Below are 21,933 nucleotides of genomic sequence, written 5' to 3'. Positions count from 1 at the left end.
ATCCTCTTCTGTAGGCCGGGTAAGGCAACGCTGCCACCCGGCATTTTGACATCAGGACAGAACTATGACTCAAATCGACCGCCTGCTTGGCATCATGAAACGCCTGCGCGACCCGGAAAACGGCTGCCCGTGGGATAAAGAGCAGACTTTCGCCACCATTGCGCCTTACACGCTGGAAGAGACCTACGAAGTGCTGGATGCGATTTCGCGCGAAGATTTCGACGACCTGCGCGGTGAGCTGGGCGACCTGCTGTTCCAGGTGGTGTTCTACGCACAGATGGCGCAGGAAGAGGGGCGCTTTAACTTTGACGACATCTGCGCCGCTATCAGCGACAAGCTGGAGCGCCGTCATCCGCATATCTTTGGCGATGCCTCCGCAGGCAACAGTGCGGAAGTGCTGGCGCGCTGGGAGCAGATCAAAAGCGCCGAACGCGCTGAAAAATCCCAGCACTCGGCGCTGGACGACATTCCCCTGAACCTTCCTGCGCTGATGCGCGCGCACAAAATTCAAAAGCGCTGCTCGGCGGTAGGGTTTGACTGGACCTCTCTCGGCCCGGTGCTGGAAAAAGTGCACGAAGAGATCGACGAAGTGATGCATGAAGCGCAGCAGGCCGTTGTGGATGAAGCAAAGCTGGAAGAGGAGATGGGCGATCTGCTGTTCGCGACCGTCAACCTTTCTCGCCACCTCGGTGTAAAAGCGGAAACCGCCCTGCAAAAAGCGAACATTAAATTCGAACGTCGCTTCCGCGAAGTTGAGCGCATTGTGGCCTCGCGCGGCCTGGAAATGAGCGGCATTGACCTCGAGGCGATGGAAGAAGTCTGGCAGGAAGTAAAACGCCAGGAACATGATCTCTAACGAAATTTTGCGATCAAGCGCAATTTGTGTGATTTTTTAAATGACAAGCGCTTGATTTGTGTCAAAAACATTTACCCAAAAGGGGCTATTTTCTCACTCCTTATGTTTGTCATGGCCTGGGAAGGAGACGGAGAATGAAAGTTTGTGGCGCTCGTCGTGTTCGGGTATACTACTTTCCCGTCCTGGTTATTCCATCGTTTCACCCTAACTTCTCAGGTTCAGCATGACAACGAACTATATTTTTGTGACCGGCGGGGTCGTATCCTCTCTGGGTAAAGGCATTGCCGCAGCCTCCCTCGCAGCCATTCTTGAAGCCCGTGGCCTCAATGTGACCATGATGAAACTGGATCCGTACATCAACGTCGATCCAGGCACCATGAGCCCAACCCAACACGGGGAAGTGTTCGTTACTGAAGACGGCGCTGAAACCGATCTGGATCTTGGCCACTACGAGCGTTTCATCCGTACCAAAATGACCCGTCGTAACAACTTTACGACTGGCCGTATCTACTCTGACGTTCTGCGTAAAGAGCGCCGTGGTGACTACCTGGGCGCGACCGTGCAGGTCATCCCACACATCACTAACGCCATTAAAGAGCGTGTCCTTGCCGGTGGCGAAGGGCATGACGTTGTGCTGGTTGAAATCGGCGGTACCGTAGGGGATATCGAATCCCTGCCGTTCCTCGAAGCGATTCGTCAACTGGCGGTAGATATTGGTCGTGAGAACGCGCTGTTCATGCACCTGACGCTGGTGCCTTACATGGCGGCAGCAGGTGAAGTGAAAACCAAACCGACTCAGCACTCCGTTAAAGAGTTGCTCTCCATCGGTATTCAGCCTGATATCCTGGTTTGCCGTTCCGATCGTGCGATTCCGGCGAACGAACGCGCGAAAATTGCATTGTTCTGTAACGTGCCTGAAAAAGCCGTTATTTCAATGAAAGACGTCGATTCCATTTATAAAATCCCGGGCCTGTTGAAATCACAGGGTCTGGACGATTATATTTGTAAACGATTCAGCTTGAACTGTCCGGAAGCTAACCTGTCTGAATGGGAGCAGGTGATCTACGAAGAAGCCAATCCGGGCGGCGAAGTGACTATCGGTATGGTCGGCAAGTATATTGAACTGCCGGATGCCTATAAGTCAGTTATCGAGGCGCTGAAGCACGGTGGTCTGAAGAATCGCGTCTCCGTCAACATCAAGCTGATTGATTCGCAGGATGTTGAAACGCGCGGCGTTGAAATTCTCAAAGATCTGGATGCGATTCTCATCCCTGGCGGCTTCGGCTACCGTGGTGTTGAAGGCAAGATCGCCACTGCACGCTATGCGCGTGAAAACAATATTCCATACCTCGGCATCTGCCTGGGTATGCAGGTTGCGCTGATTGAATTTGCGCGCAACGTAGCGGGAATGGAAAACGCGAACTCTACGGAATTTGTGCCAGACTGTAAGTACCCTGTCGTGGCGCTGATTACGGAATGGCGCGACGAAGACGGTAACGTCGAAGTCCGTACCGAGAAGAGCGATCTGGGTGGCACCATGCGTCTTGGCGCACAGGCCTGCCAGCTGTCAGACGATAGCGTGGTTCGCAAGCTGTACGGCGAGCCGGTGATTACCGAGCGCCATCGTCACCGCTATGAAGTCAACAACATGTTGTTGAAACAAATTGAAGCTGCGGGTCTGCGTGTTGCGGGCCGTTCCGGGGATGATCAGTTAGTCGAGATCATCGAAGTGCCAAACCATCCGTGGTTCGTGGCCTGCCAATTCCACCCGGAATTTACTTCAACGCCGCGTGACGGGCATCCGCTGTTTGCAGGCTTCGTGAAAGCCGCCAGCGAGTACCAGAAGCGTCAGGCGAAGTAAAAAAAGTTAGAACGGCAACGCGTACCCCTGGTACGCGTTGTTTGTCTGGAGTTTTAGTTTAACTTGTACTGAGGAAAATCTAATGTCCAAAATCGTTAAAGTCATCGGTCGTGAAATCATCGACTCCCGTGGTAACCCGACCGTTGAAGCCGAAGTTCATCTGGAAGGTGGTTTCGTCGGTATGGCTGCTGCTCCATCAGGCGCATCTACAGGTTCCCGCGAAGCGCTGGAACTGCGTGATGGCGACAAATCCCGTTTCATGGGCAAAGGCGTACTGAAAGCGGTTGGCGCTGTTAACGGTCCTATTGCTCAGGCTATCGTTGGCAAAGATGCCAAAGATCAGGCTGGCATCGACAAGATCATGATCGATCTGGACGGTACTGAAAACAAATCTAACTTCGGTGCGAACGCAATCCTGGCAGTTTCCCTGGCGAACGCCAAAGCAGCCGCTGCTGCTAAAGGTATGCCACTGTTCGAGCACATCGCTGAACTGAACGGCACCCCAGGCAAATACTCCATGCCTGTACCAATGATGAACATCATCAACGGTGGTGAGCACGCAGACAACAACGTTGATATTCAGGAATTCATGATTCAGCCTGTTGGCGCGAAATCCCTGAAAGAAGCGGTGCGTATGGGTTCTGAAGTGTTCCACAACCTGGCTAAAGTTCTGAAAGCTAAAGGTATGAACACTGCTGTTGGTGACGAAGGTGGCTACGCGCCAAACCTGGGTTCTAACGCAGAAGCGCTGGCTGTTATCGCTGAAGCGGTTAAAGCAGCAGGCTACGAGCTGGGCAAAGACATCACCCTGGCGATGGACTGTGCAGCATCTGAATTCTACAAAGACGGTAAATACGTTCTGGCTGGCGAAGGCAACAAAGCATTCACCTCCGAAGAGTTCACCCACTTCCTGGAAGACCTGACCAAACAGTACCCAATCGTTTCTATCGAAGACGGTCTGGACGAGTCTGACTGGGATGGTTTCGCATACCAGACCAAAGTACTGGGCGACAAAATCCAGCTGGTTGGTGACGATCTGTTCGTAACCAACACCAAGATCCTGAAAGAAGGCATCGAGAAAGGCATCGTTAACTCCATCCTGATCAAATTCAACCAGATCGGTTCTCTGACCGAAACGCTGGCTGCGATCAAAATGGCGAAAGACGCTGGCTACACCGCTGTTATCTCTCACCGTTCTGGCGAAACTGAAGACGCTACCATCGCTGACCTGGCTGTGGGTACCGCTGCTGGCCAGATCAAAACCGGTTCTATGAGCCGTTCTGACCGTGTTGCTAAATACAACCAGCTGATTCGTATCGAAGAAGCGCTGGGCGAAAAAGCACCTTACAACGGTCGTAAAGAGATCAAAGGCCAGGCATAAGCCTGAACTTTCGTTCTTATGAAAAAACCCGCTTCGGCGGGTTTTTTGTTTTCTATAGCAGAAGCGGCAGCGTGGCGCTGGCCGTTTGCTGGCTTACGTCACCGTAATGGCTGTCTACTGCGATAAGGGAAGTGGTAAGCAGTTCAACCAGCAGCATCACGCCAACCTTGGCATTGAGCGCACCCGCGCTCAGCGGTCCCTCGGGCTTGGCTGCAACCAGCTGTAAATCGCTCAGGGAGGCCAGCGGGCTGCGGGGTGTATTGCTGAGCGCCAGTACCTTAACGCCACGCTTGCGGGCGAGTTTCACCACGTGAAGCAGATCCCGTGTAGAGCCAGAACTTGAGATGGCCACCACCAGCGTCTCTTTCGAGAGCGTCGTCGCATTCATGGCGGCGCGATGCATATCGCTAAACAGCTGTGCAGGTTTGCCGAGTCGCAGCAGCTTGTAATGCAAATACTCCCCCAGAATCGCGCTGGCCGCCACCCCGTAAATTTGCACTGATTGCGCCTGATGCAGGGCCAGTGTCGCCTGTTCAAGCTGGGCCCGGTCGAGGAGTTTTGCGGTATCTTGCAGCGCCTGGACAGACTCATCCACCACGTTATCTATCGCATCTCCTGCCTGACGCTCTGGCAAACCCTGCTGAATATCCAGCGCAAGCGCCATTTTAAATTCGTTATATCCCTTACAGCCCAGCGTGCGGCAAAGGCGTGTGACGCTGGCCTCGCTGGTGCCGCTTTCACGCGCCAGCTCGGTGATCGTCAGGTAGAGCACCCTGGCAGGATCGTTGAGAACAAACTCCCCCAGTTTTTGTTGCGTTGGGCTATACCCGGAAGCCTCCTGGCGTAGCTTCAGCAGCAGGTTTTCATGGTCCGACATGCTAGATCCTTAATGCGTTTCTCTGCCAACTAGTGTGGCGGAAAGCGGGGGAGAGATGCCAGTCATTTCGAAAAAGTATGATCGGCGTCCTGGTTTTTGGTGGTAATTTTCACAATTAAAATTATATATGGTAAAAATTTTCATCAACAACCAGGGGGATAAAAATATGATGCAAATGTTCAGCGGAGCGTCTTCCGGCGGATGGTTTGAAAAAGCGCAGCGCTTTGGCAAATCCTTTATGTTACCTATCGCCATACTGCCCGCAGCAGGTCTGTTGTTGGGGATCGGCGGGGCGCTATCGAATCCGAATACGCTTACCGCGTATCCATTTTTAGACGTTGGCTGGCTACAGGCCATCTTTACCATCATGAGCAGTGCAGGCTCGATTGTGTTCGCAAACCTGTCGGTACTGTTTGCTGTTGGGGTCGCCGTTGGGCTGGCAAAAAATGATAAAGGTACGGCAGGGCTGGCGGCATTACTCGCTTATCTGGTGATGAATGCCACTATCAATGCGCTGCTGATCCTGACCGGAAAACTGGCGCATGAGAACCCGGGCGCCGTAGGGCAGGGCATGACGCTGGGTATTCAGACGCTGGAAACGGGCGTGTTTGGTGGGGTCGTTATTGGGCTTGTGACCTGCGCACTGCATCATCGGTTTAATAAAATCGCGCTTCCGCAATTCCTTGGCTTTTTTGGCGGCTCACGCTTCGTACCCATTATCAGCTCACTGGCGGCGATACTTGTCGGCGCGCTGATGACCGTGGTCTGGCCGCATTTTCAGAAGCTGATCTTTGGCCTTGGCGGGTTGGTGGATGCCACCGGCTATCTGGGGACATTGCTGTACGGTTTTATCCTGCGCATGCTTGGCCCGTTTGGCCTGCACCACATCTTTTATCTGCCGTTCTGGACTACCGCGCTTGGCGGCAGTGAAATTGTTAACGGTCACCTGGTTGAGGGCACGCAGCGGATCTTCTTCGCTCAGCTCGCGGACCCGAACACCCAGCACTTCTATGAGGGCACGTCGCGCTTCATGTCCGGGCGCTTTATCACGATGATGTTTGGCCTGCTCGGCGCCTGCCTGGCGATGTACCACACGGCTAAACCCGAGAACAAGAAGCGCGTAGCCGGGCTGCTGCTGTCAGCGGCGTTAACCTCTTTCCTGACGGGCATTACCGAGCCCATCGAGTTCTCATTCCTGTTTATTGCGCCGGTGCTGTACGTCATTCATGCGCTGTTTGACGGGCTGGCGTTTATGCTCGCGCACATGCTGCATATCACCATCGGGCAAACTTTCTCCGGCGGGTTTATTGATTTCGTGCTGTTCGGCATTTTGCAGGGTGAAGCGAAAACTAACTGGATGTTCGTCCCGCTGGTAGGCGTACCGTGGTTCTTCCTTTACTACTGTACTTTCCGCTATCTGATTAAACGTTTTGATTTTGCCACGCCGGGCCGTGAAAAGGAGGCGTTGGCTGACGAGGCTACCCTGCCGCAAAGCGAGCGTGCCGCGGCGGTGATCGCCGGATTGGGTGGAAGAGACAATCTGGATGACGTTGACTGCTGCGCCACGCGTCTTCGCGTCACGGTGAAAGACGGTAGCAAAGTCAATGAAGCAGCACTGAAAGCGACCGGCGCGCGCGGCGTTATCGTCCGCGGCAACGGTGTCCAGGTCATCTATGGCCCGCACGTCACCATTATCAAAAACGAAGTGGAAGAGATCTTATCGTAATGAAAACTGTACTGGATAACCTGAAAGGAAAACTGGTCGTCTCCTGCCAGGCGCTGGAAAATGAACCGCTGCACAGCCCGTTTATTATGTCGCGAATGGCGCTGGCGGCAGCCCAGGGCGGTGCCGCTGCGATCCGCGCCAATAGCGTGGTGGATATCAAGGCTATCAAAGGGCTGGTCTCACTGCCGGTCATCGGCATCATCAAACGGGACTATCCGGATAGCGAGGTGTTTATCACCGCGACGCTCAAAGAAGTGGATGAGCTGATGGCGGTCGCCCCGGACATCGTTGCGCTGGATGCGACCGCCCGGAAACGGCCCGGTGGCGTATCGCTGGACATGCTGATCGCGCAGATCCGCACCCGTTACCCTTCGCTGCTGCTGATGGCGGATATTGCCACCGTGCAGGAGGCCGTGACCGCGCAGGCGCTGGGGTTTGATTGTGTCGGAACCACCCTTTACGGTTATACGGCAGAGACCGCGGGCCATTCGCTACCGGAAAATGACTGCGCGTTTTTGAAAGAGGTGCTGTCTGCCGCCACGATCCCCGTGATTGCCGAAGGTAACGTGGATACCCCCGATCGTGCGGCCAGGTGTCTGGAGTTGGGGGCGCATACGGTTGTCGTCGGCGGGGCGATCACCCGACCGCAGCAAATTACGGAACGGTTTATGGCGGCAATTGGCGCGCAAAGCACCGATGGAGCATGATCATCTGACGGGGATCTGCGATACTTATCGTTTATTCCCTTAACAGAGTTGACTATGCAGTACCCGATTAACGAGATGTTCCAGACCCTGCAAGGCGAGGGTTACTTTACCGGCGTTCCCGCTATCTTTATTCGTTTACAGGGATGCCCGGTTGGCTGCGCCTGGTGTGATACCAAACATACGTGGGATAAGCTCGCAGATCGGGAAGTGTCGCTGTTCAGCATTCTGGCGAAAACCAAAGAGAGCGATAAATGGGGCGCGGGCAGCGCGGAAGATCTGCTTGCCATTATTGGTCGTCAGGGCTGGACGGCGCGGCATGTGGTGATCACCGGCGGGGAACCCTGCATTCACGATTTGATGCCCCTCACCGAACTGCTCGAGAAGAATGGCTATAGCTGTCAGATCGAAACCAGCGGTACCCATGAAGTGCGCTGCTCCCATTCAACGTGGGTAACGGTTTCACCGAAAGTGAATATGCGCGGCGGTTATGACGTACTGTCGCAGGCGCTTGAGCGTGCGGATGAGATCAAACATCCGGTGGGGCGCGTGCGTGACATCGAAGCGCTGGACGAACTGCTGGCGACGCTGACGGATGAGAAGCAGCGCGTTATCGCGCTACAGCCTATCAGCCAGAAAGACGATGCAACCCGTCTGTGCATTGAAACCTGTATCGCCCGCAACTGGCGCCTGTCGATGCAGACGCACAAATATCTGAACATTGCCTGATACTTGTGTGGCCCCGCTTAACGCGGGGCTTTTGTTGTTGGCAGTAAAGCCCAGGTCACGACTGCCGACCCAAGGCAAATCGCACTGTTGAACAGCAAGGCATACTGCGCGGCACTGGCCGTTCCCATCGGCAGCCATAGGGCGTATAGCGATGCGGTGACCGCGATCCCCATTGCGCCGCCCAGGGAACTGCCCATCTTATAGATCCCTGAAGCCACCCCCACTTTGTTTTCAGGGGCATTCATTACCGCCGTGTCCGTTGAGGGCGTGGCGTAACATCCGAGCCCCAGCCCGAATAAAATATTGCTCAGAAAGACGGTGACAATATAGACCTCTTTGCTTAAGAAGGTGCATGAAATCAGCGTAATACCTGTTGCGGTCAGCAGCGGGCCGGTCATCATCGGCAGCCTGGCGCCATAGCGCTGAAGCAGTTTTTCACCCACCCGGATCATCGCCAGTACGGTAACCAGATACCCCAGCGTCATCATACCGGTCTGTAGCGGTGACAGATGATGGCCTTGCTGCAACCAGATGCTGGCGATCATCATGGTGCCAATGCAGCCGTTGAGCAGGAAATTTGAGAATACCGAGGCGCTATAGGCACGGTTTTTAAACAGGGCGAAATCGATCAATGCCGCATCGCCCTTCCGCCGCCCGGTAACGACAAAGCACATCAGTGCAATCACGGCTCCACACAGTACAAGAAGCGATAAACTGCTGCTCCAGCCCCAGCTGTGTCCTTTGCTGATAAACAGATTGAACAGCACCAGCATAAGGACAAAACTCACCAGGCCGCTGATATCCAGTTTGTGTCGACACGCATCAGGGCTGCGGCTTTCCGGCGTGGCGCGGATAAGCAATAGCGCGACCAGAGCCACCACTATCGACAAAATAAAAATCCAGCGCCAGCCCAGCGTGGTGGCGATGGCGCCTCCCACAAACGAACTCAGGCCACTCCCGCCCCATGAACCAATAACCCAGAAGCTGATTGCGCGCTGGCGTGCTTTACCTTCATACCAGGTCTTAATCAGCGCCAGCGTGGCGGGCATGATGCAGGCCGCGGATAGCCCCTGTATCGCTCTTCCCAACAGAAACAGGACGGGCTCCCATGAAATGAACAGCAGACCGCTTCCGATCATGCTCAAAATCAGGCCTGTCATGGTCAGGCGCATGCGCCCAAACTTATCGGCAAACCCACCGCAGGCTACGACAAAACAGCCGCTAAACAACGCGCTCAGGCTGACGGCCAGCGTAAGGGTTTCGAGGGCAATGTCGAGGCTATTCTGCATGGCCGGAACCACGTTGATAACCGACTGGGCAAACAGCCAGAAGGTCAGAACGCTCATGACGATACCCGCCAGCAGCCGATCGTTACCGGCGTAGGCGGATGCGTCTGTCAGGGAAACGGTACTCATAATGCAGCCCTCCCGGGAAGGTGCGAATCAGCGCAGATAGTGTTCGGTCAGTGCGGCCCACAGCGCCGCGCCGGTGAGGAGAATAGTGTCGTTAAAGTCGTAGCCCGGGTTATGCACCATGCAGCGGTCAGGCTCATCGCCAGCGCCAAGGGTGAAATAACAGCCATTGGGATTTTTCTCGAGCATGAACGCAAAGTCCTCGCTGCCCATAAACGCATTCACCTCCGCGACGGAATCCTGACCGAACAGATCGGTGGCGACGTTGCGCACCATCTCATTGGCTTGCGGATTGTTTTTCAGTACCGGGCTGCCATTAATGTGTCGAATGGTAGCCGTGGCATTGAAACTTTCCGCCTGCGCAACGGCGATATCATGGATGCGCTGTAGCACGGTTTGCCGCACGCTTTCATCCAGCGTGCGCACGGTAAGTTTCATCAATACTTTGTCGTTGATGATGTTGGGGGCATGTCCAGCCTGAATGCTGCCTACGGTAACGACGGCAGGCTGAAAAGGGGTGATATTGCGCGAAACAATGGACTGCAAAGCGATAGTGATATGACAGGCAACGAGTGTGGCATCTACGGTATGTTCTGGCACCGCACCGTGACCCCCCACGCCGTTAACCTCAATATGAAGGGTGTCCGAAGAGGCCATCATGGCGCCATCGCGCAGACCAATTTTTCCGACGGGCTGTGACGGCATATTGTGCAGACCAAAAATGTGGTCGCAGGGGAACAGGTCAAACAAACCGTCCTCTACCATAACGCGTCCGCCATACAGAAGTTCTTCCGCGGGCTGAAAAATAAGGTGCAGCGTGCCGTTAAAATTGCGGGTGCGTGCCAGGTACTCCGCTGCATACAGGAGCGTTGTGGTGTGGCCGTCATGACCGCAGCCGTGGAATTTACCCTCAACGGTACTGCTCCAGGCCTTGCCGCTGTTTTCCTGCATAGGCAGCGCATCCATGTCGGCGCGCAGACCCAGGCATTTAGGCCCGTTACCCACCTTCAGCGTGCCGACCACACCGGTTTTCGCCAGGCCGCGATGAACCTCATATCCCCATTCCTCAAGCAACGCCGCAACGCGATCGCTCGTATTGTGCTCCTCAAAACCAATTTCAGGATGCTGATGAAAATAGCGACGTAATTCAGTGAACTGGGCCTCTTTGCCGCGCAGAGCTTCGATAATTGGATGTGTCATTTTTGTTATCCTTTTTATGCCAAACGGTGATAATTTCGAGTCTATGACGATCGCACTGCCAGAAAATGCATTTTTTTGTTGTAAAGCGACGGTTTTGTTTTGATTGTTTTTCATACAATTCCGTTATGACAAAAAAGAGTCGGTCATTATTTGTCTTTGATGAGGGGAAAGATGAATCAGCGGGGAGATGAATTTTGGGTGGAGATCCAGGACATTCGCCACTGCGTGGAGGATGAAGGCGATACGCTAACGTTGCTCTGGGTGCTGGAAGGGCGGGCTGAACTGAATACCGATGTGGGACGTGACATCCTGGAGGCCAATACCCTTGCCATCATCAACCGTCATCGGCGTTGGCAGTTCACGAGCGAAACGGCAAATATCACCCTGCGCGTGTCCCTTTCCGGGCGCTGGGTGGTCCAGCTCTGCAATGATTTTTTTGTCCATGATTACGCTATACCGGCAGAAGCCGGAGGCGTCTGGCCCCAATGCGATGCGCTTCGCGATCTGCTGCGCCAGCTTCTTGTGGTCACCCTCATCAACGACCCACACCGCAACCGGCTGGAGGCGTACCGCTGGCTGAGCGAGATATTGCTGTTGCTGACCAGCCGCTTTCAGCAGCCCGCCCGGTTTTTGTCCCGTGAACTTTCCCCAGCGCACAGCAAACGCATTGCCCGGGTGATAGAGCGGATCAATGCCAGTTATTCTCGCCGTATTACGCTTGCGGAAATCGCCGCGAGTGAATATGTCTCTGAAGCCTGGCTCTCTCGTCTCTTTAGAAAGGAAGTGGGGATCAGTTTCATGCAGTACATCACCACCCTGCGGCTGGAAAAGGCGGCTGACGCGCTCCGTCTGACGAACCGACCGCTGCATCAGATTGCGCTTGAGCAGGGTTTCGCCAGCACGCGTATGATGACCGATCGGTTTCGGCGTGTTCACAATATGTCCCCGGGTGAGTTTCGTAAGTCCCGACGCCAGCACCCGGAGGCCACACGTGTTCGTACGGACAGGTGTGAGCAGCGCTATCCGGTGGCCATGGATAAACTGTTTAGCCTGCTCAATGAACCGGTGGCGCGCGGCTGGGGAGCCTCCCCGCTTATCGATCGCCCGCAGCAGGAGCAGACACTGGATCTTGAGCAGCTTAATCCTCTCTCCACCTCGCTGCGTCGTATGCGGGTGGTCATTACCCTGCGTGAGCTCGACGATTTACTGCGTGAGGACGTTCGTCAGAATCTTGAAGCGATAAATGAGGCCATTCCCATAGAGGGAATTGATATCGCCGAACCTTTTCTCAGCAGCCGTCTGTTTGCCACCGGGTGGGATGACCCCCAGATGGCGGGCTACGCCTGCTGGTACAATCTGCATCAGCTCTTCACCTGGCTGGCAAAAAAGCAATGGACGGTGCTGCTGCACACCGGCGTAACGACCCGTCGCGATCTACTTGCCCGTTTTTTACAACGGTCGGTCAATCATTTTTCGCCCGAGATCACCGCGGGCTGGCACTTTGTCATGCACTGGTCAACACAGGCGAGTGAGGAGACCCGGGAGCAGGTCTGGCTGGCGCAACAAAACGTCATACGCAACTATCTGCCACAGGCAAAGTTTGGTTTATGGCATCGATTTTCACCCGACAGCGCGGGCGTGAGCGACAATACCCTGTTCAGCTCAGCCATCCTGATGCAGGCCGATTTTCTTGCCTGTTCAGCCGATGCCAATGAACTTCTCGATCCTGCGCAGCGGGAGCCAGCCCAACTCTCTTCTACAGAAAATTATCCGGTACAGAAGATCCGCCAGATTATCGCCGCCCTTCGTCTGCGCAAATGTTCGCTTCCCGTCTGGCTTCTCTCCTGGAATACCCTCACCGGGAACACGCGGGCGACAAACGGCTGGTTTTTTCGTGGGGCGCTGCTGATGCAGAGCCTGCTCGGGCTATCGGAGCAGGTCTGGCTAGGGGGATTTTGGCTCAATTCGGGCCTTCAGGGTGAAGCTCGTGCGAACAATACCATCGATACGTCAAGCCTTGCGCTACAGTACAACCATGGTCTTCCACGGCCGGTTTATTGGGTACTCTGGCTCTGGCAACGCCTGCGGGGCGAGGTGCTGGTAAACGACGGGCGTGTTCTGCTCACGCGCCATCACAATGGTTACCAGTTGCTGCTGCGTAATGTGGTGGTTTTTAATCCGCTCCTTTCCAGTGAAGAAGCCTTCATCCAGCGTTTTCGCCAGCAGTATCATTTACACCTGAAGGGAATGCGCGGTAAATGGCGAATTAAATGCCATCTGTTTGATCAGCACAACGGCGCGCTCTATCCGTTGCTTGAAGGGGTAGGCAGCGAAAGCGGCCCTGACGAAGAGATGTGGCGCTGGATAGCGCACAAAGCGCGTCCAACGCTTTCCCTGTACGATGAACGCGTTGATGACGGCTGGCAACTGACAGAATCACTGGAGAGTAATGCGCTGGTGCTCTATGAGTTTACACCGCTCGTGCCTCTTGAGGCCGAAACGGAGGAGATTCACTCCCCGCGGTAGACGCAGCCTGCCGTGCAGGTCTCTTTGATCATCACCGCGCTCAGCAGCGGCACAAGCGGTTTCATCTGATCCCAAATCCATTTCGCCAGCACTTCGCTGGTCGGGTTTTCAAGGCCCGGAATATCATTCAGATAGTAGTGATCGAGACGATCGTAGGTCGGCTTAAACGCGGCCTTCAGTTCGGCAAAGTCCATGATCCAGCCCGTATGGGGATCGACTTCACCGGTGATTTCAAGACGCACCATAAACGAGTGTCCATGCAGGCGGCCACATTTGTGCCCGGCAGGAACGTGTGGAAGGTGGTGTGCGGCTTCGAAGGTGAAATCTTTAAACAGTGTGGTGGACATCATAGCTCTCAGGAATGCGGAAAAAACCGCCGCATAGTAACGGAAAGCACAATTTTTATCATTAACTAAAACGGCTCTGAACGGTCACCGCCTCGTATTCATGGTGTTTATCGACTTTTGTTGTTTTATTTCATATGGTTATTTAATCGCTTTTATCGTTAAGAACGATAACTAAAACAGGTTAGTCCATTTGGTTATTTATTATTTCCATCCCTTCTTTAATTGTTATTATCCCCGCCGTTAACCTTATCTTCAGTTTGGATTTATTCGCTTAAAGTCCGCTTTGCTACTGGAACATAACGACGCATGACAACACAGGCCCCACCTTCAAATTTGCTTCCCCTTAACCCGGAGCAACTGGCGCGCCTCCAGGCCGCGACTTCCGATTTTTCACCCACCCAGCTTGCCTGGGTCTCCGGCTATTTCTGGGGAATGCTGAACCAGCAGCCGGGTGCTGTGGCAGGCGTACCGCCAACGGCCGTTGAAATTCCTGCCATCACGCTTATCTCCGCTTCGCAAACGGGTAATGCCCGTCGTGTGGCCGAAGCGCTGCGTGATGACCTGCTCGCCGCGAAGCTGAACGTTAACCTGGTCAACGCCGGGGATTATAAATTCAAACAGATCGCGTCAGAAAAACTGCTGGTGGTGGTGGCGTCAACGCAGGGGGAAGGTGAGCCTGCTGAAGAAGCCGTCGCGCTGCATAAGTTCCTGTTCTCGAAAAAAGCGCCAAAGCTCGAGGGCACCGCCTTTGCCGTCTTCGGCCTCGGTGATACGTCCTATGAATTTTTCTGCCAGTCCGGTAAAGATTTCGACAGCAAGCTGGCGGAGCTGGGCGCAGAGCGCCTGCTGGATCGCGTAGACGCTGACTTGGAATACCAGGCTGCCGCCGCCGAATGGCGGGCGCGCATCGTTGAGGTGCTGAAGGCCCGCGTCCCGAAAGATACGCCAGCGCAGGCCGCCGTTACCGTAGCCGGCACCGTTAACGAAATCCACACCAGCCCTTACACGAAAGAGGCGCCGCTGACGGCGAGCCTGTCGGTAAACCAGAAAATCACGGGCCGTGATTCAGAAAAAGACGTGCGCCATATCGAAATCGATCTCGGTGACTCTGGCCTGCGTTACCAGCCTGGCGATGCGCTGGGCGTCTGGTATCAGAACGATCCGGCGCTGGTGAAAGAGCTGGTCGAGCTGCTGTGGCTGAAAGGCGATGAACCGGTTACCGTGGATGGCAAAACGCTCTCGATCTCCGAGGCGCTCCAGTGGCATTTCGAACTGACGGTGAACACCGCCAACATCGTTGAAAACTACGCCACCTTAACCCGCAGCGAATCGCTCCTTCCGCTGGTCGGGGATAAGGCGAAGTTACAGCAATACGCGGCGACAACGCCGATTGTCGATATGGTGCGTTTCTCTCCGGCACAGCTGGATGCTGACGCGCTGGTCGGCCTGCTGCGTCCGCTGACCCCGCGCCTGTACTCCATCGCCTCCTCGCAGGCGGAAGTGGAAAACGAAGTCCACATCACCGTTGGCGTGGTGCGTTACGACATCGAAGGCCGCGCGCGCGCGGGTGGGGCGTCAGGCTTCCTGGCAGGCCGCGTGGAAGAAGAGGGTGAAGTTCGCGTCTTTATCGAGCACAACGACAACTTCCGCCTGCCGGCGAACCCCGAAACGCCGGTGATTATGATTGGCCCGGGCACCGGTATTGCGCCATTCCGCGCCTTTATGCAGCAGCGTGCAGCAGACGACGCGCCGGGTAAAAACTGGCTGTTCTTCGGCAACCCGCACTTTACTGAAGATTTCCTCTACCAGGTTGAGTGGCAGCGCTACGTCAAAGAGGGCGTGCTGACCCGCATCGATCTGGCCTGGTCCCGCGATCAGAAAGAAAAAGTATACGTACAAGACAAACTGCGCGAACAGGGCGCAGAGCTGTGGCGCTGGATCAATGACGGCGCCCACATTTATGTCTGCGGCGACGCCAATCGTATGGCGAAAGACGTTGAGCAGGCACTGCTGGAAGTGATTGCCGAATTCGGCGGTATGGATGCCGAAACGGCGGATGAATTTTTAAGTGAGCTGCGCGTAGAGCGCCGTTATCAGCGAGATGTCTACTAATGAGCGAAAAACATCCTGGCCCACTGGTGGTCGAAGGCAAACTGACTGATGCCGAGCGCATGAAGGTAGAGAGCAACTACCTGCGCGGTACCATTGCCGAAGATTTAAATGACGGCCTGACCGGCGGTTTCAAAGGCGACAACTTCCTGCTGATCCGTTTCCACGGTATGTACCAGCAGGACGACCGCGATATCCGAGCCGAGCGTGCCGAACAGAAGCTGGAGCCGCGTCACGCGATGCTGCTGCGCTGTCGTCTGCCGGGCGGGGTAATCACTACGAAACAGTGGCAGGCGATCGACAAGTTTGCCGGTGAAAACACAATCTACGGCAGCATTCGTCTGACCAACCGTCAGACCTTCCAGTTCCACGGCATTCTGAAGAAGAACGTCAAGCCGGTGCACCAGATGCTGCACTCCGTGGGTCTGGACGCGCTGGCGACTGCCAACGACATGAACCGTAACGTGCTCTGCACCTCGAACCCGTACGAATCTGAGCTGCACGCCGAAGCGTACGAGTGGGCGAAAAAAATCTCCGAACATCTGCTGCCACGTACCCGCGCCTATGCGGAGATCTGGCTCGATCAGGAGAAAGTCGCCACCACCGATGAAGAACCGATCCTTGGCCAGACCTATCTGCCGCGTAAGTTTAAAACCACGGTGGTGATCCCGCCGCAGAACGATATCGACCTGCACGCCAACGACATGAACTTCGTGGCGATTGCCGAAAACGGCAAGCTGGTCGGCTTTAACCTGCTGGTGGGCGGCGGTTTGTCCATTGAGCACGGTAACAAGAAAACTTACGCCCGCACCGCGAGCGAGTTCGGCTTCCTGCCGCTGGAGCACACGCTGGCCGTGGCAGAGGCGGTGGTTACGACCCAGCGCGACTGGGGTAACCGTACCGATCGTAAAAACGCGAAAACCAAATATACCCTTGAGCGCGTAGGCGTCGAGACGTTCAAAGAAGAAGTGGAGCGTCGCGCGGGCATCAAGTTTGAGCCGATCCGCCCTTACGAATTCACCGGTCGCGGCGATCGCATCGGCTGGGTGAAAGGCATCGACAATAACTGGCACCTGACGCTGTTTATCGAAAACGGCCGTATTCTTGATTATCCGGGCCGTCCGCTGAAAACCGGCCTGCTGGAAATCGCAAAGATCCACAAAGGCGAGTTCCGTATTACCGCCAACCAGAACCTGATCGTCGCCAGCGTGCCGGAAAGCGATAAGGCGAGAATTGAAGAGCTGGCCCGCGAGCACGGGTTGATGAATGCGGTGAGCGCGCAGCGTGAAAACTCAATGGCCTGCGTGTCGTTCCCGACCTGTCCGCTGGCGATGGCCGAAGCCGAGCGATTCCTGCCGTCCTTCACTGATAAAGTGGAGGCGATTCTGGAAAAACACGGTATTCCGGACGAGCATATTGTTATGCGCGTGACGGGCTGTCCGAACGGCTGCGGCCGCGCGATGCTGGCCGAACTCGGTCTGGTAGGGAAAGCGCCGGGTCGCTATAACCTGCACCTGGGCGGTAACCGTATCGGGACACGTATTCCGCGTATGTTCCGCGAGAACATCACCGAGCCGGAAATTCTCGATTCCCTCGACGTGCTTATCGGACGCTGGGCGAAAGAGCGCGAAGCGGGTGAAGGCTTCGGCGACTTTACGGTACGTGCGGGCATCATTCGCCCGGTGCTCGATCCCGCAAGGGATTTCTGGGAGTAATCCATCCTTTGCCCGGTGGCGCTTCGCTTACCGGGCCTACGGGTTTTGTAGGCCGGGCAAACGCAGTGCCGCCCGGCGAAACAGGTAAACGAGGTTCTTATGTCCGTACTCGATCTAAACGCCCTTAATGACCTGCCAAAAGTTGAACGCATTCTGGCCCTGGCAGAAACTAACGCCCAACTGGAAAAGCTCGACGCCGAAGGGCGCGTGGCGTGGGCGCTGGAAAACCTGCCGGGAGACTATGTGCTTTCGTCGAGCTTTGGCATTCAGGCGGCGGTCAGTCTGCATCTGGTGAATCAGATCCGTCCGGACATTCCGGTGATCCTCACCGATACCGGCTATCTGTTCCCGGAGACCTATCAGTTTATCGACGAGCTGACGGACAAGCTCAAGCTGAACCTGAAGGTTTATCGCGCAACCGAAAGCGCGGCCTGGCAGGAGGCGCGTTACGGCAAGCTGTGGGAGCAGGGCGTTGAGGGCATCGAGAAATACAATGAGATCAACAAGGTCGAGCCGATGAACCGCGCGCTGAAAGATCTTCATGCGCAGACGTGGTTTGCTGGGCTCCGCCGCGAGCAATCCGGGAGCCGGGCAACGCTGCCGGTGCTGGCGGTGCAGCGTGGCGTGTTCAAAGTGCTGCCGATCATTGACTGGGATAACCGCACGGTGTACCAGTATCTGCAAAAGCACGGGCTGAAGTACCATCCGCTGTGGGATCAGGGCTACCTGTCGGTAGGCGACACCCATACCACGCGTAAATGGGAACCGGGAATGGCGGAAGAAGAGACGCGATTCTTTGGGCTGAAGCGCGAGTGCGGGCTGCACGAAGGGTAATGTTTTTTCGCCCGGTGGCGGCTACGCCTTACCGGGCCTACGTTTCGTGCCGTTGTAGGCCCGGTAAGCGCAGCGCAACCGGGCTTAATTGCATCAGGCTTTCCCCGCTTTCGCCAGCTCCTTCACCAGCGGCAGCATCACTTTCACGACATCCCGGCTGCGGTGCTCAATCCGCTGCGGCAGCGTTTTATCAATGTGCTGCTGATTATCCAGCCGCACGTCATGCCAGCTGGTCCCGTTTGGGAACGCCTTCGATTTAGCGCGCTGCTGATAGCCATCTTTTTTGCCCAGCGCCCAGTTAGTTGCCTCGACGTACAGCACCGGAATGCCCGCCTTATCAAACACTTCACCGTCATTACAGCAGCCCGTGCCTTTGGGATAATCGGGGTTACCGCCCGGATTTGTCGCGGCATAGACACCATGCGTGCGGGCAAGCGCCAGCGCCCGGTCGCGGGTGAGTTTACGTACGCTGCTCGGCGTGCTCTGTCCGCTATTAAAATAGAGCTTATCTCCCACGATCAGATTATCGAGGTTAATCACCAGCAACGTATTTTTCTTCTCCTCAGCGCTCATGCGCTTAAGGAGATTCTCAGCGCCGAGTTTTCCTTCTTCTTCGCCGCTGGTCGCAACAAAGCGAATGCTGTATTTCGTCGGAATATTCTTCAGGCGTTCGGCCAGCTCAAGCATCACGCCCAACCCTGCCGCATTATCATCCAGTCCCTGAAGGGTCAGCCCGCCGAGGTTATTATCGACATCGGCGTCGCTCAATGGCGTGTAGGTATCAAGGTGCGCCATAATAATAATCTGCTCAGCCGCCTTTCCTTCGTGCGCCGCAATAACCGTGCTGCCGGTTACGTTATGCCAGTTTTGCGTTTTATTGCGTGTGGTATAGATGTAGCGGCTGTGGAAAGCGCGAATGTCGCTCTCATAGCCCATATCCGCAAACTGCTGACGGATATAGTCTGCCGAAAGCATCTCGGCTGGGGTTCCGGTCATGCGGCCCGGAAAGACCGTCGCAATATGCCGCGCCTGCATACTGGCTATTTCACCGTAAGATGGATTTTTTGCCTGAGCCGGAAGGATAAAGCAAACGCCGAGCGCCAGGGCAACGAATCGGTGGCGCATTGCGGAAAACATAGTGAGTCCTTAAAAACAGAGCAAAATTTTAACCCGCATAGTATGAAACTGTGATCGGGTAGACACAATTTGAATTGCGCTTAAATGCCCGAAATTTCGCATGTTAAGCACTTTTTGATATTTGCTTTTCCACGGCGTTATTCCATTGAGTAACTACTCATTCCAATTCGTAATTTCATTCGATCTAAGCCGCCCCCTATAGTCCCTTTATTCCTGGTTGTTAGTGAGTTGTTGCCTGTGGACTATCTCCCCCTTTTTGCCGCCTTGAAAGACCGACCGGTACTGGTTGTCGGGACGGGTGAAATTGCCGATCGCAAAATCGCGTTCCTGCAACGCGCCGGGGCGCAGGTGCAGGTCGTTGCAGAGGCGGATTTTGAAGAGTCTCAGATCGACAGCGTGGTGCTGGTGATTGCGGCAACCGAAGATCGGGCGCTCAACCGCCGAATCTCCGACGCAGCTCAGGACCGTCACCGTCTGGTGAACGTGGTAGACGACCAGCCGCTGTGCTCGTTTATCTTCCCGTCGATTGTTGACCGCTCGCCGCTGCTGGTGGCGATCTCCTCCGGCGGCACCGCGCCGGTGCTGGCGCGCGTGCTGCGGGAAAAAATCGAAGCGCTGCTGCCGACCAGCCTCGGGCGCATGGCGGAGAAGGCCAGCTACTGGCGCAACCACCTTAAAACGCGTCTGACCAGCGTGACGGAACGCCGTCGCTTCTGGGAGCGTGTGTTTCGCGGCCGCTTTGCCAGCCTGATGCATGCCGGTAACGAGACGGCGGCGCAACAAATACTCGAAGACGAACTGGATAACCCCGGCAGTACGGGCGGGGAGATCATTCTGGTGGGCGCCGGGCCGGGCGATGCCGGGCTGCTCACGCTGCGTGGCCTCCAGGTTCTTCAGGATGCGGATGTCGTGTTCTACGACCATCTGGTCACCGACGGTATTCGCGAACTGATCCGCCGTGACGCGGAGCAAATCTGCGTTGGCAAACGTGCCGGCGAGCACTCCGTGCCGCAGCACGACACCAATCAAATGCTGATTGCCGCCGCGAAAGCGGGCAAGAGCGTGGTGCGTCTGAAAGGGGGCGACCCGTTTATCTTCGGCCGTGGTGGCGAGGAGTTGCAGGCGGCAGCCGAAGCGGGCGTCCCGTTCCAGGTGGTCCCCGGCATTACGGCGGCGTCTGCCGTCACGGCCTACGCCGGTATTCCGCTGACCCATCGTGATTACGCCCAGAGCGTGACCTTTGTGACCGGGCACTACAAAGCCGACAGCACGCCGTTTGACTGGTCGCATCTCGCCCAGAGCCGACAAACGCTGGCGATTTATATGGGCACGATGAAAGCGGGAGACATCAGCGAACAGCTTATTCAGCACGGTCGCGATGCGGCGACGCCGGTAGCAGTGATCTCCCGCGGGACACGCGACGATCAGCATGTCGCCATCGGCACTTTACAAGACCTTGCAACCCTGGCGAAAGACGCCCCGATGCCCGCCCTGATCGTGGTGGGAGAAGTGGTGCAGTTGCACAGCTCGCTCGCCTGGTTCCAACACACAACCGACACAGAAGGCTTCGGCGCTTCTGTTGTAAATTTGGCTTAAGGAACGGTTATGGACCAAAAACGACTTACTCACCTGCGGCAGCTCGAAGCGGAAAGTATCCACATTATCCGCGAAGTGGCCGCCGAGTTCTCTAACCCGGTGATGATGTACTCCATCGGTAAAGATTCCAGCGTCATGCTGCACCTGGCGCGTAAAGCGTTTTATCCGGGAACGCTGCCGTTCCCGCTGCTGCATGTGGATACCGGCTGGAAATTCCGCGAGATGTACGAGTTTCGTGACCGTACCGCCAAAGCCTACGGCTGCGAGCTGCTGGTGCACAAAAACCCGGAAGGGGTGGCGATGGGCATCAACCCGTTCGTGCACGGCAGCGCCAAGCATACCGATATCATGAAAACCGAAGGGCTGAAGCAGGCGCTGAATAAATACGGTTTTGATGCGGCCTTCGGCGGCGCGCGGCGTGACGAAGAGAAATCCCGCGCCAAAGAGCGTATCTACTCTTTCCGCGACCGCTTCCACCGCTGGGACCCGAAAAACCAGCGTCCGGAGCTGTGGCACAACTACAACGGCCAGATCAACAAGGGCGAAAGTATTCGCGTCTTCCCGCTCTCCAACTGGACCGAGCTGGATATCTGGCAGTACATCTATCTGGAAAATATTGAGATCGTTCCGCTGTATCTGGCAGCAGAGCGCCCGGTCCTGGAGCGCGACGGCATGCTGATGATGATCGACGACGATCGCATTGATTTACAGCCGGGTGAAGTGATCAAAAAACAGATGGTCCGTTTCCGTACTCTCGGCTGCTGGCCGTTGACCGGCGCGGTGGAATCCAGTGCGCAGACGCTGCCGGAGATCATCGAGGAGATGCTGGTGTCGACCACCAGTGAGCGACAGGGCCGCGTGATTGACCGCGACCAGGCAGGCTCCATGGAGCTGAAGAAACGTCAGGGTTATTTCTAAGGAGC

At 55.7% G+C, this 21,933-nt stretch carries 17 protein-coding genes; 12 read left to right on the top strand and 5 right to left on the bottom strand.

Translation table 11 applies throughout. The annotated features are described in order from the left end of the window. Positions 1–64: 64 nt before the first annotated feature. The 3 genes from mazG (at position 65) to eno (ending at position 4,098) form a co-directional block, all read left to right on the top strand. Entirely contained in the window at positions 65–856 is a 792-nt protein-coding gene (gene mazG / locus ACQG2Q_RS18555) for a nucleoside triphosphate pyrophosphohydrolase (RefSeq protein WP_022649203.1), read from the top strand. A gap of 223 nt (positions 857–1,079) precedes the next feature. Continuing rightward, positions 1,080–2,717 carry a glutamine hydrolyzing CTP synthase gene (gene pyrG / locus ACQG2Q_RS18550; RefSeq protein WP_022649202.1) on the top strand — a complete coding sequence of 546 codons (1,638 nt, stop codon included), beginning with the start codon at positions 1,080–1,082 and terminating at the stop codon, positions 2,715–2,717. Positions 2,718–2,799: 82 nt separating this feature from the next. Beyond that, positions 2,800–4,098, top strand: a complete 1,299-nt coding sequence (gene eno, locus ACQG2Q_RS18545) for a phosphopyruvate hydratase (protein ID WP_022649201.1) — start codon at positions 2,800–2,802, stop codon at positions 4,096–4,098. Between the two features lie 52 nt (positions 4,099–4,150). Here the strand turns inward: eno and ACQG2Q_RS18540 are convergent, their stop codons facing one another. Further along, on the bottom strand, positions 4,151–4,975 hold the full coding sequence (locus ACQG2Q_RS18540; RefSeq protein WP_015571725.1) for a MurR/RpiR family transcriptional regulator: 825 nt from the start codon (positions 4,973–4,975) through the stop codon (positions 4,151–4,153). A gap of 166 nt (positions 4,976–5,141) precedes the next feature. Between ACQG2Q_RS18540 and ACQG2Q_RS18535 the strand changes: the two genes are divergently transcribed. From ACQG2Q_RS18535 to queE, 3 genes are read left to right on the top strand one after another with little or no spacing between them, the layout of a single operon-like run. After that, entirely contained in the window at positions 5,142–6,701 is a 1,560-nt protein-coding gene (locus ACQG2Q_RS18535; protein ID WP_063849478.1) for a maltose/glucose-specific PTS transporter subunit IIC, read from the top strand. After that, entirely contained in the window at positions 6,701–7,408 is a 708-nt protein-coding gene (locus ACQG2Q_RS18530; protein ID WP_063849457.1) for an N-acetylmannosamine-6-phosphate 2-epimerase, read from the top strand. Before ACQG2Q_RS18535 ends, ACQG2Q_RS18530 begins: the two co-directional genes overlap by 1 nt. Positions 7,409–7,462: 54 nt before the next feature. Then, a complete protein-coding gene (gene queE / locus ACQG2Q_RS18525) occupies positions 7,463–8,134 on the top strand; it encodes a 7-carboxy-7-deazaguanine synthase QueE (RefSeq protein ID WP_006811780.1) in 672 nt (223 codons plus the stop codon). 17 nt (positions 8,135–8,151) lie between these two features. Here the strand turns inward: queE and ACQG2Q_RS18520 are convergent, their stop codons facing one another. Together ACQG2Q_RS18520 and ACQG2Q_RS18515 are read right to left on the bottom strand one after the other, a co-directional pair. Further along, complete coding sequence (locus tag ACQG2Q_RS18520) at positions 8,152–9,549, bottom strand: MFS transporter (RefSeq protein WP_032626005.1); 1,398 nt, start codon at positions 9,547–9,549, stop codon at positions 8,152–8,154. Positions 9,550–9,576: 27 nt separating this feature from the next. Beyond that, complete coding sequence (locus tag ACQG2Q_RS18515; RefSeq protein WP_063849456.1) at positions 9,577–10,746, bottom strand: M20 aminoacylase family protein; 1,170 nt, start codon at positions 10,744–10,746, stop codon at positions 9,577–9,579. A 171-nt stretch (positions 10,747–10,917) separates the two neighbouring features. Between ACQG2Q_RS18515 and ACQG2Q_RS18510 the strand changes: the two genes are divergently transcribed. Next, positions 10,918–13,272 carry a helix-turn-helix domain-containing protein gene (locus ACQG2Q_RS18510; RefSeq protein WP_426759254.1) on the top strand — a complete coding sequence of 785 codons (2,355 nt, stop codon included), beginning with the start codon at positions 10,918–10,920 and terminating at the stop codon, positions 13,270–13,272. On the opposite strand, the gene queD is transcribed toward ACQG2Q_RS18510, so the two are convergent. Continuing rightward, the gene (gene queD / locus ACQG2Q_RS18505) at positions 13,257–13,622 is read right to left on the bottom strand and encodes a 6-carboxytetrahydropterin synthase QueD (protein WP_006811776.1); all 366 of its coding nucleotides are present in this window, start codon (positions 13,620–13,622) and stop codon (positions 13,257–13,259) included. The genes ACQG2Q_RS18510 and queD overlap by 16 nt on opposite strands. Before the next feature lie 303 nt (positions 13,623–13,925). On the opposite strand from queD, the gene cysJ reads away from it, so the two are divergent. From cysJ to cysH, 3 genes are all read left to right on the top strand, one after another. Next, positions 13,926–15,731 (top strand): NADPH-dependent assimilatory sulfite reductase flavoprotein subunit, encoded by a 1,806-nt coding sequence (gene cysJ / locus ACQG2Q_RS18500; RefSeq protein ID WP_096216660.1) that lies wholly within the window; start codon positions 13,926–13,928, stop codon positions 15,729–15,731. Next, positions 15,731–17,443, top strand: a complete 1,713-nt coding sequence (gene cysI, locus ACQG2Q_RS18495; RefSeq protein WP_023306833.1) for an assimilatory sulfite reductase (NADPH) hemoprotein subunit — start codon at positions 15,731–15,733, stop codon at positions 17,441–17,443. Before cysJ ends, cysI begins: the two co-directional genes overlap by 1 nt. Positions 17,444–17,542: 99 nt before the next feature. Continuing rightward, complete coding sequence (cysH, locus tag ACQG2Q_RS18490; protein WP_023298485.1) at positions 17,543–18,277, top strand: phosphoadenosine phosphosulfate reductase; 735 nt, start codon at positions 17,543–17,545, stop codon at positions 18,275–18,277. Positions 18,278–18,370: 93 nt separating this feature from the next. On the opposite strand, the gene ACQG2Q_RS18485 is transcribed toward cysH, so the two are convergent. Further along, complete coding sequence (locus tag ACQG2Q_RS18485) at positions 18,371–19,414, bottom strand: aminopeptidase (RefSeq protein ID WP_063849453.1); 1,044 nt, start codon at positions 19,412–19,414, stop codon at positions 18,371–18,373. Between the two features lie 237 nt (positions 19,415–19,651). On the opposite strand from ACQG2Q_RS18485, the gene cysG reads away from it, so the two are divergent. Next, a complete protein-coding gene (gene cysG / locus ACQG2Q_RS18480; protein WP_063849452.1) occupies positions 19,652–21,010 on the top strand; it encodes a siroheme synthase CysG in 1,359 nt (452 codons plus the stop codon). A gap of 9 nt (positions 21,011–21,019) precedes the next feature. After that, complete coding sequence (gene cysD / locus ACQG2Q_RS18475) at positions 21,020–21,928, top strand: sulfate adenylyltransferase subunit CysD (RefSeq protein ID WP_006811770.1); 909 nt, start codon at positions 21,020–21,022, stop codon at positions 21,926–21,928. Positions 21,929–21,933: the final 5 nt, after the last annotated feature.

Origin of the sequence: Enterobacter cloacae complex sp. 370H10 (assembly GCF_050031535.1) — a bacterium.
Taxonomy (GTDB): Bacteria; Pseudomonadota; Gammaproteobacteria; order Enterobacterales; family Enterobacteriaceae; genus Enterobacter; species Enterobacter intestinihominis.
Note: the sequence above shows the minus strand (reverse complement) of the source record. Positions and strands in the feature narration are given on the sequence as shown.

Excerpts from the sequence above, each read along its gene's own strand:
- ACQG2Q_RS18540 (WP_015571725.1), bottom strand. The coding sequence starts at position 4,975 with ATGTCGGACCATGAAAACCTGCTGCTGAAGCTACGCCAGGAGGCTTCC.
- cysJ (WP_096216660.1), top strand. The coding sequence starts at position 13,926 with ATGACAACACAGGCCCCACCTTCAAATTTGCTTCCCCTTAACCCGGAG.
- pyrG (WP_022649202.1), top strand. The coding sequence starts at position 1,080 with ATGACAACGAACTATATTTTTGTGACCGGCGGGGTCGTATCCTCTCTG.
- ACQG2Q_RS18485 (WP_063849453.1), bottom strand. The coding sequence starts at position 19,414 with ATGTTTTCCGCAATGCGCCACCGATTCGTTGCCCTGGCGCTCGGCGTT.
- ACQG2Q_RS18510 (WP_426759254.1), top strand. The coding sequence starts at position 10,918 with ATGAATCAGCGGGGAGATGAATTTTGGGTGGAGATCCAGGACATTCGC.
- mazG (WP_022649203.1), top strand. The coding sequence starts at position 65 with ATGACTCAAATCGACCGCCTGCTTGGCATCATGAAACGCCTGCGCGAC.
- ACQG2Q_RS18530 (WP_063849457.1), top strand. The coding sequence starts at position 6,701 with ATGAAAACTGTACTGGATAACCTGAAAGGAAAACTGGTCGTCTCCTGC.
- ACQG2Q_RS18515 (WP_063849456.1), bottom strand. The coding sequence starts at position 10,746 with ATGACACATCCAATTATCGAAGCTCTGCGCGGCAAAGAGGCCCAGTTC.
- cysI (WP_023306833.1), top strand. The coding sequence starts at position 15,731 with ATGAGCGAAAAACATCCTGGCCCACTGGTGGTCGAAGGCAAACTGACT.
- queD (WP_006811776.1), bottom strand. The coding sequence starts at position 13,622 with ATGATGTCCACCACACTGTTTAAAGATTTCACCTTCGAAGCCGCACAC.
- ACQG2Q_RS18520 (WP_032626005.1), bottom strand. The coding sequence starts at position 9,549 with ATGAGTACCGTTTCCCTGACAGACGCATCCGCCTACGCCGGTAACGAT.
- cysH (WP_023298485.1), top strand. The coding sequence starts at position 17,543 with ATGTCCGTACTCGATCTAAACGCCCTTAATGACCTGCCAAAAGTTGAA.
- ACQG2Q_RS18535 (WP_063849478.1), top strand. The coding sequence starts at position 5,142 with ATGATGCAAATGTTCAGCGGAGCGTCTTCCGGCGGATGGTTTGAAAAA.
- queE (WP_006811780.1), top strand. The coding sequence starts at position 7,463 with ATGCAGTACCCGATTAACGAGATGTTCCAGACCCTGCAAGGCGAGGGT.
- eno (WP_022649201.1), top strand. The coding sequence starts at position 2,800 with ATGTCCAAAATCGTTAAAGTCATCGGTCGTGAAATCATCGACTCCCGT.
- cysD (WP_006811770.1), top strand. The coding sequence starts at position 21,020 with ATGGACCAAAAACGACTTACTCACCTGCGGCAGCTCGAAGCGGAAAGT.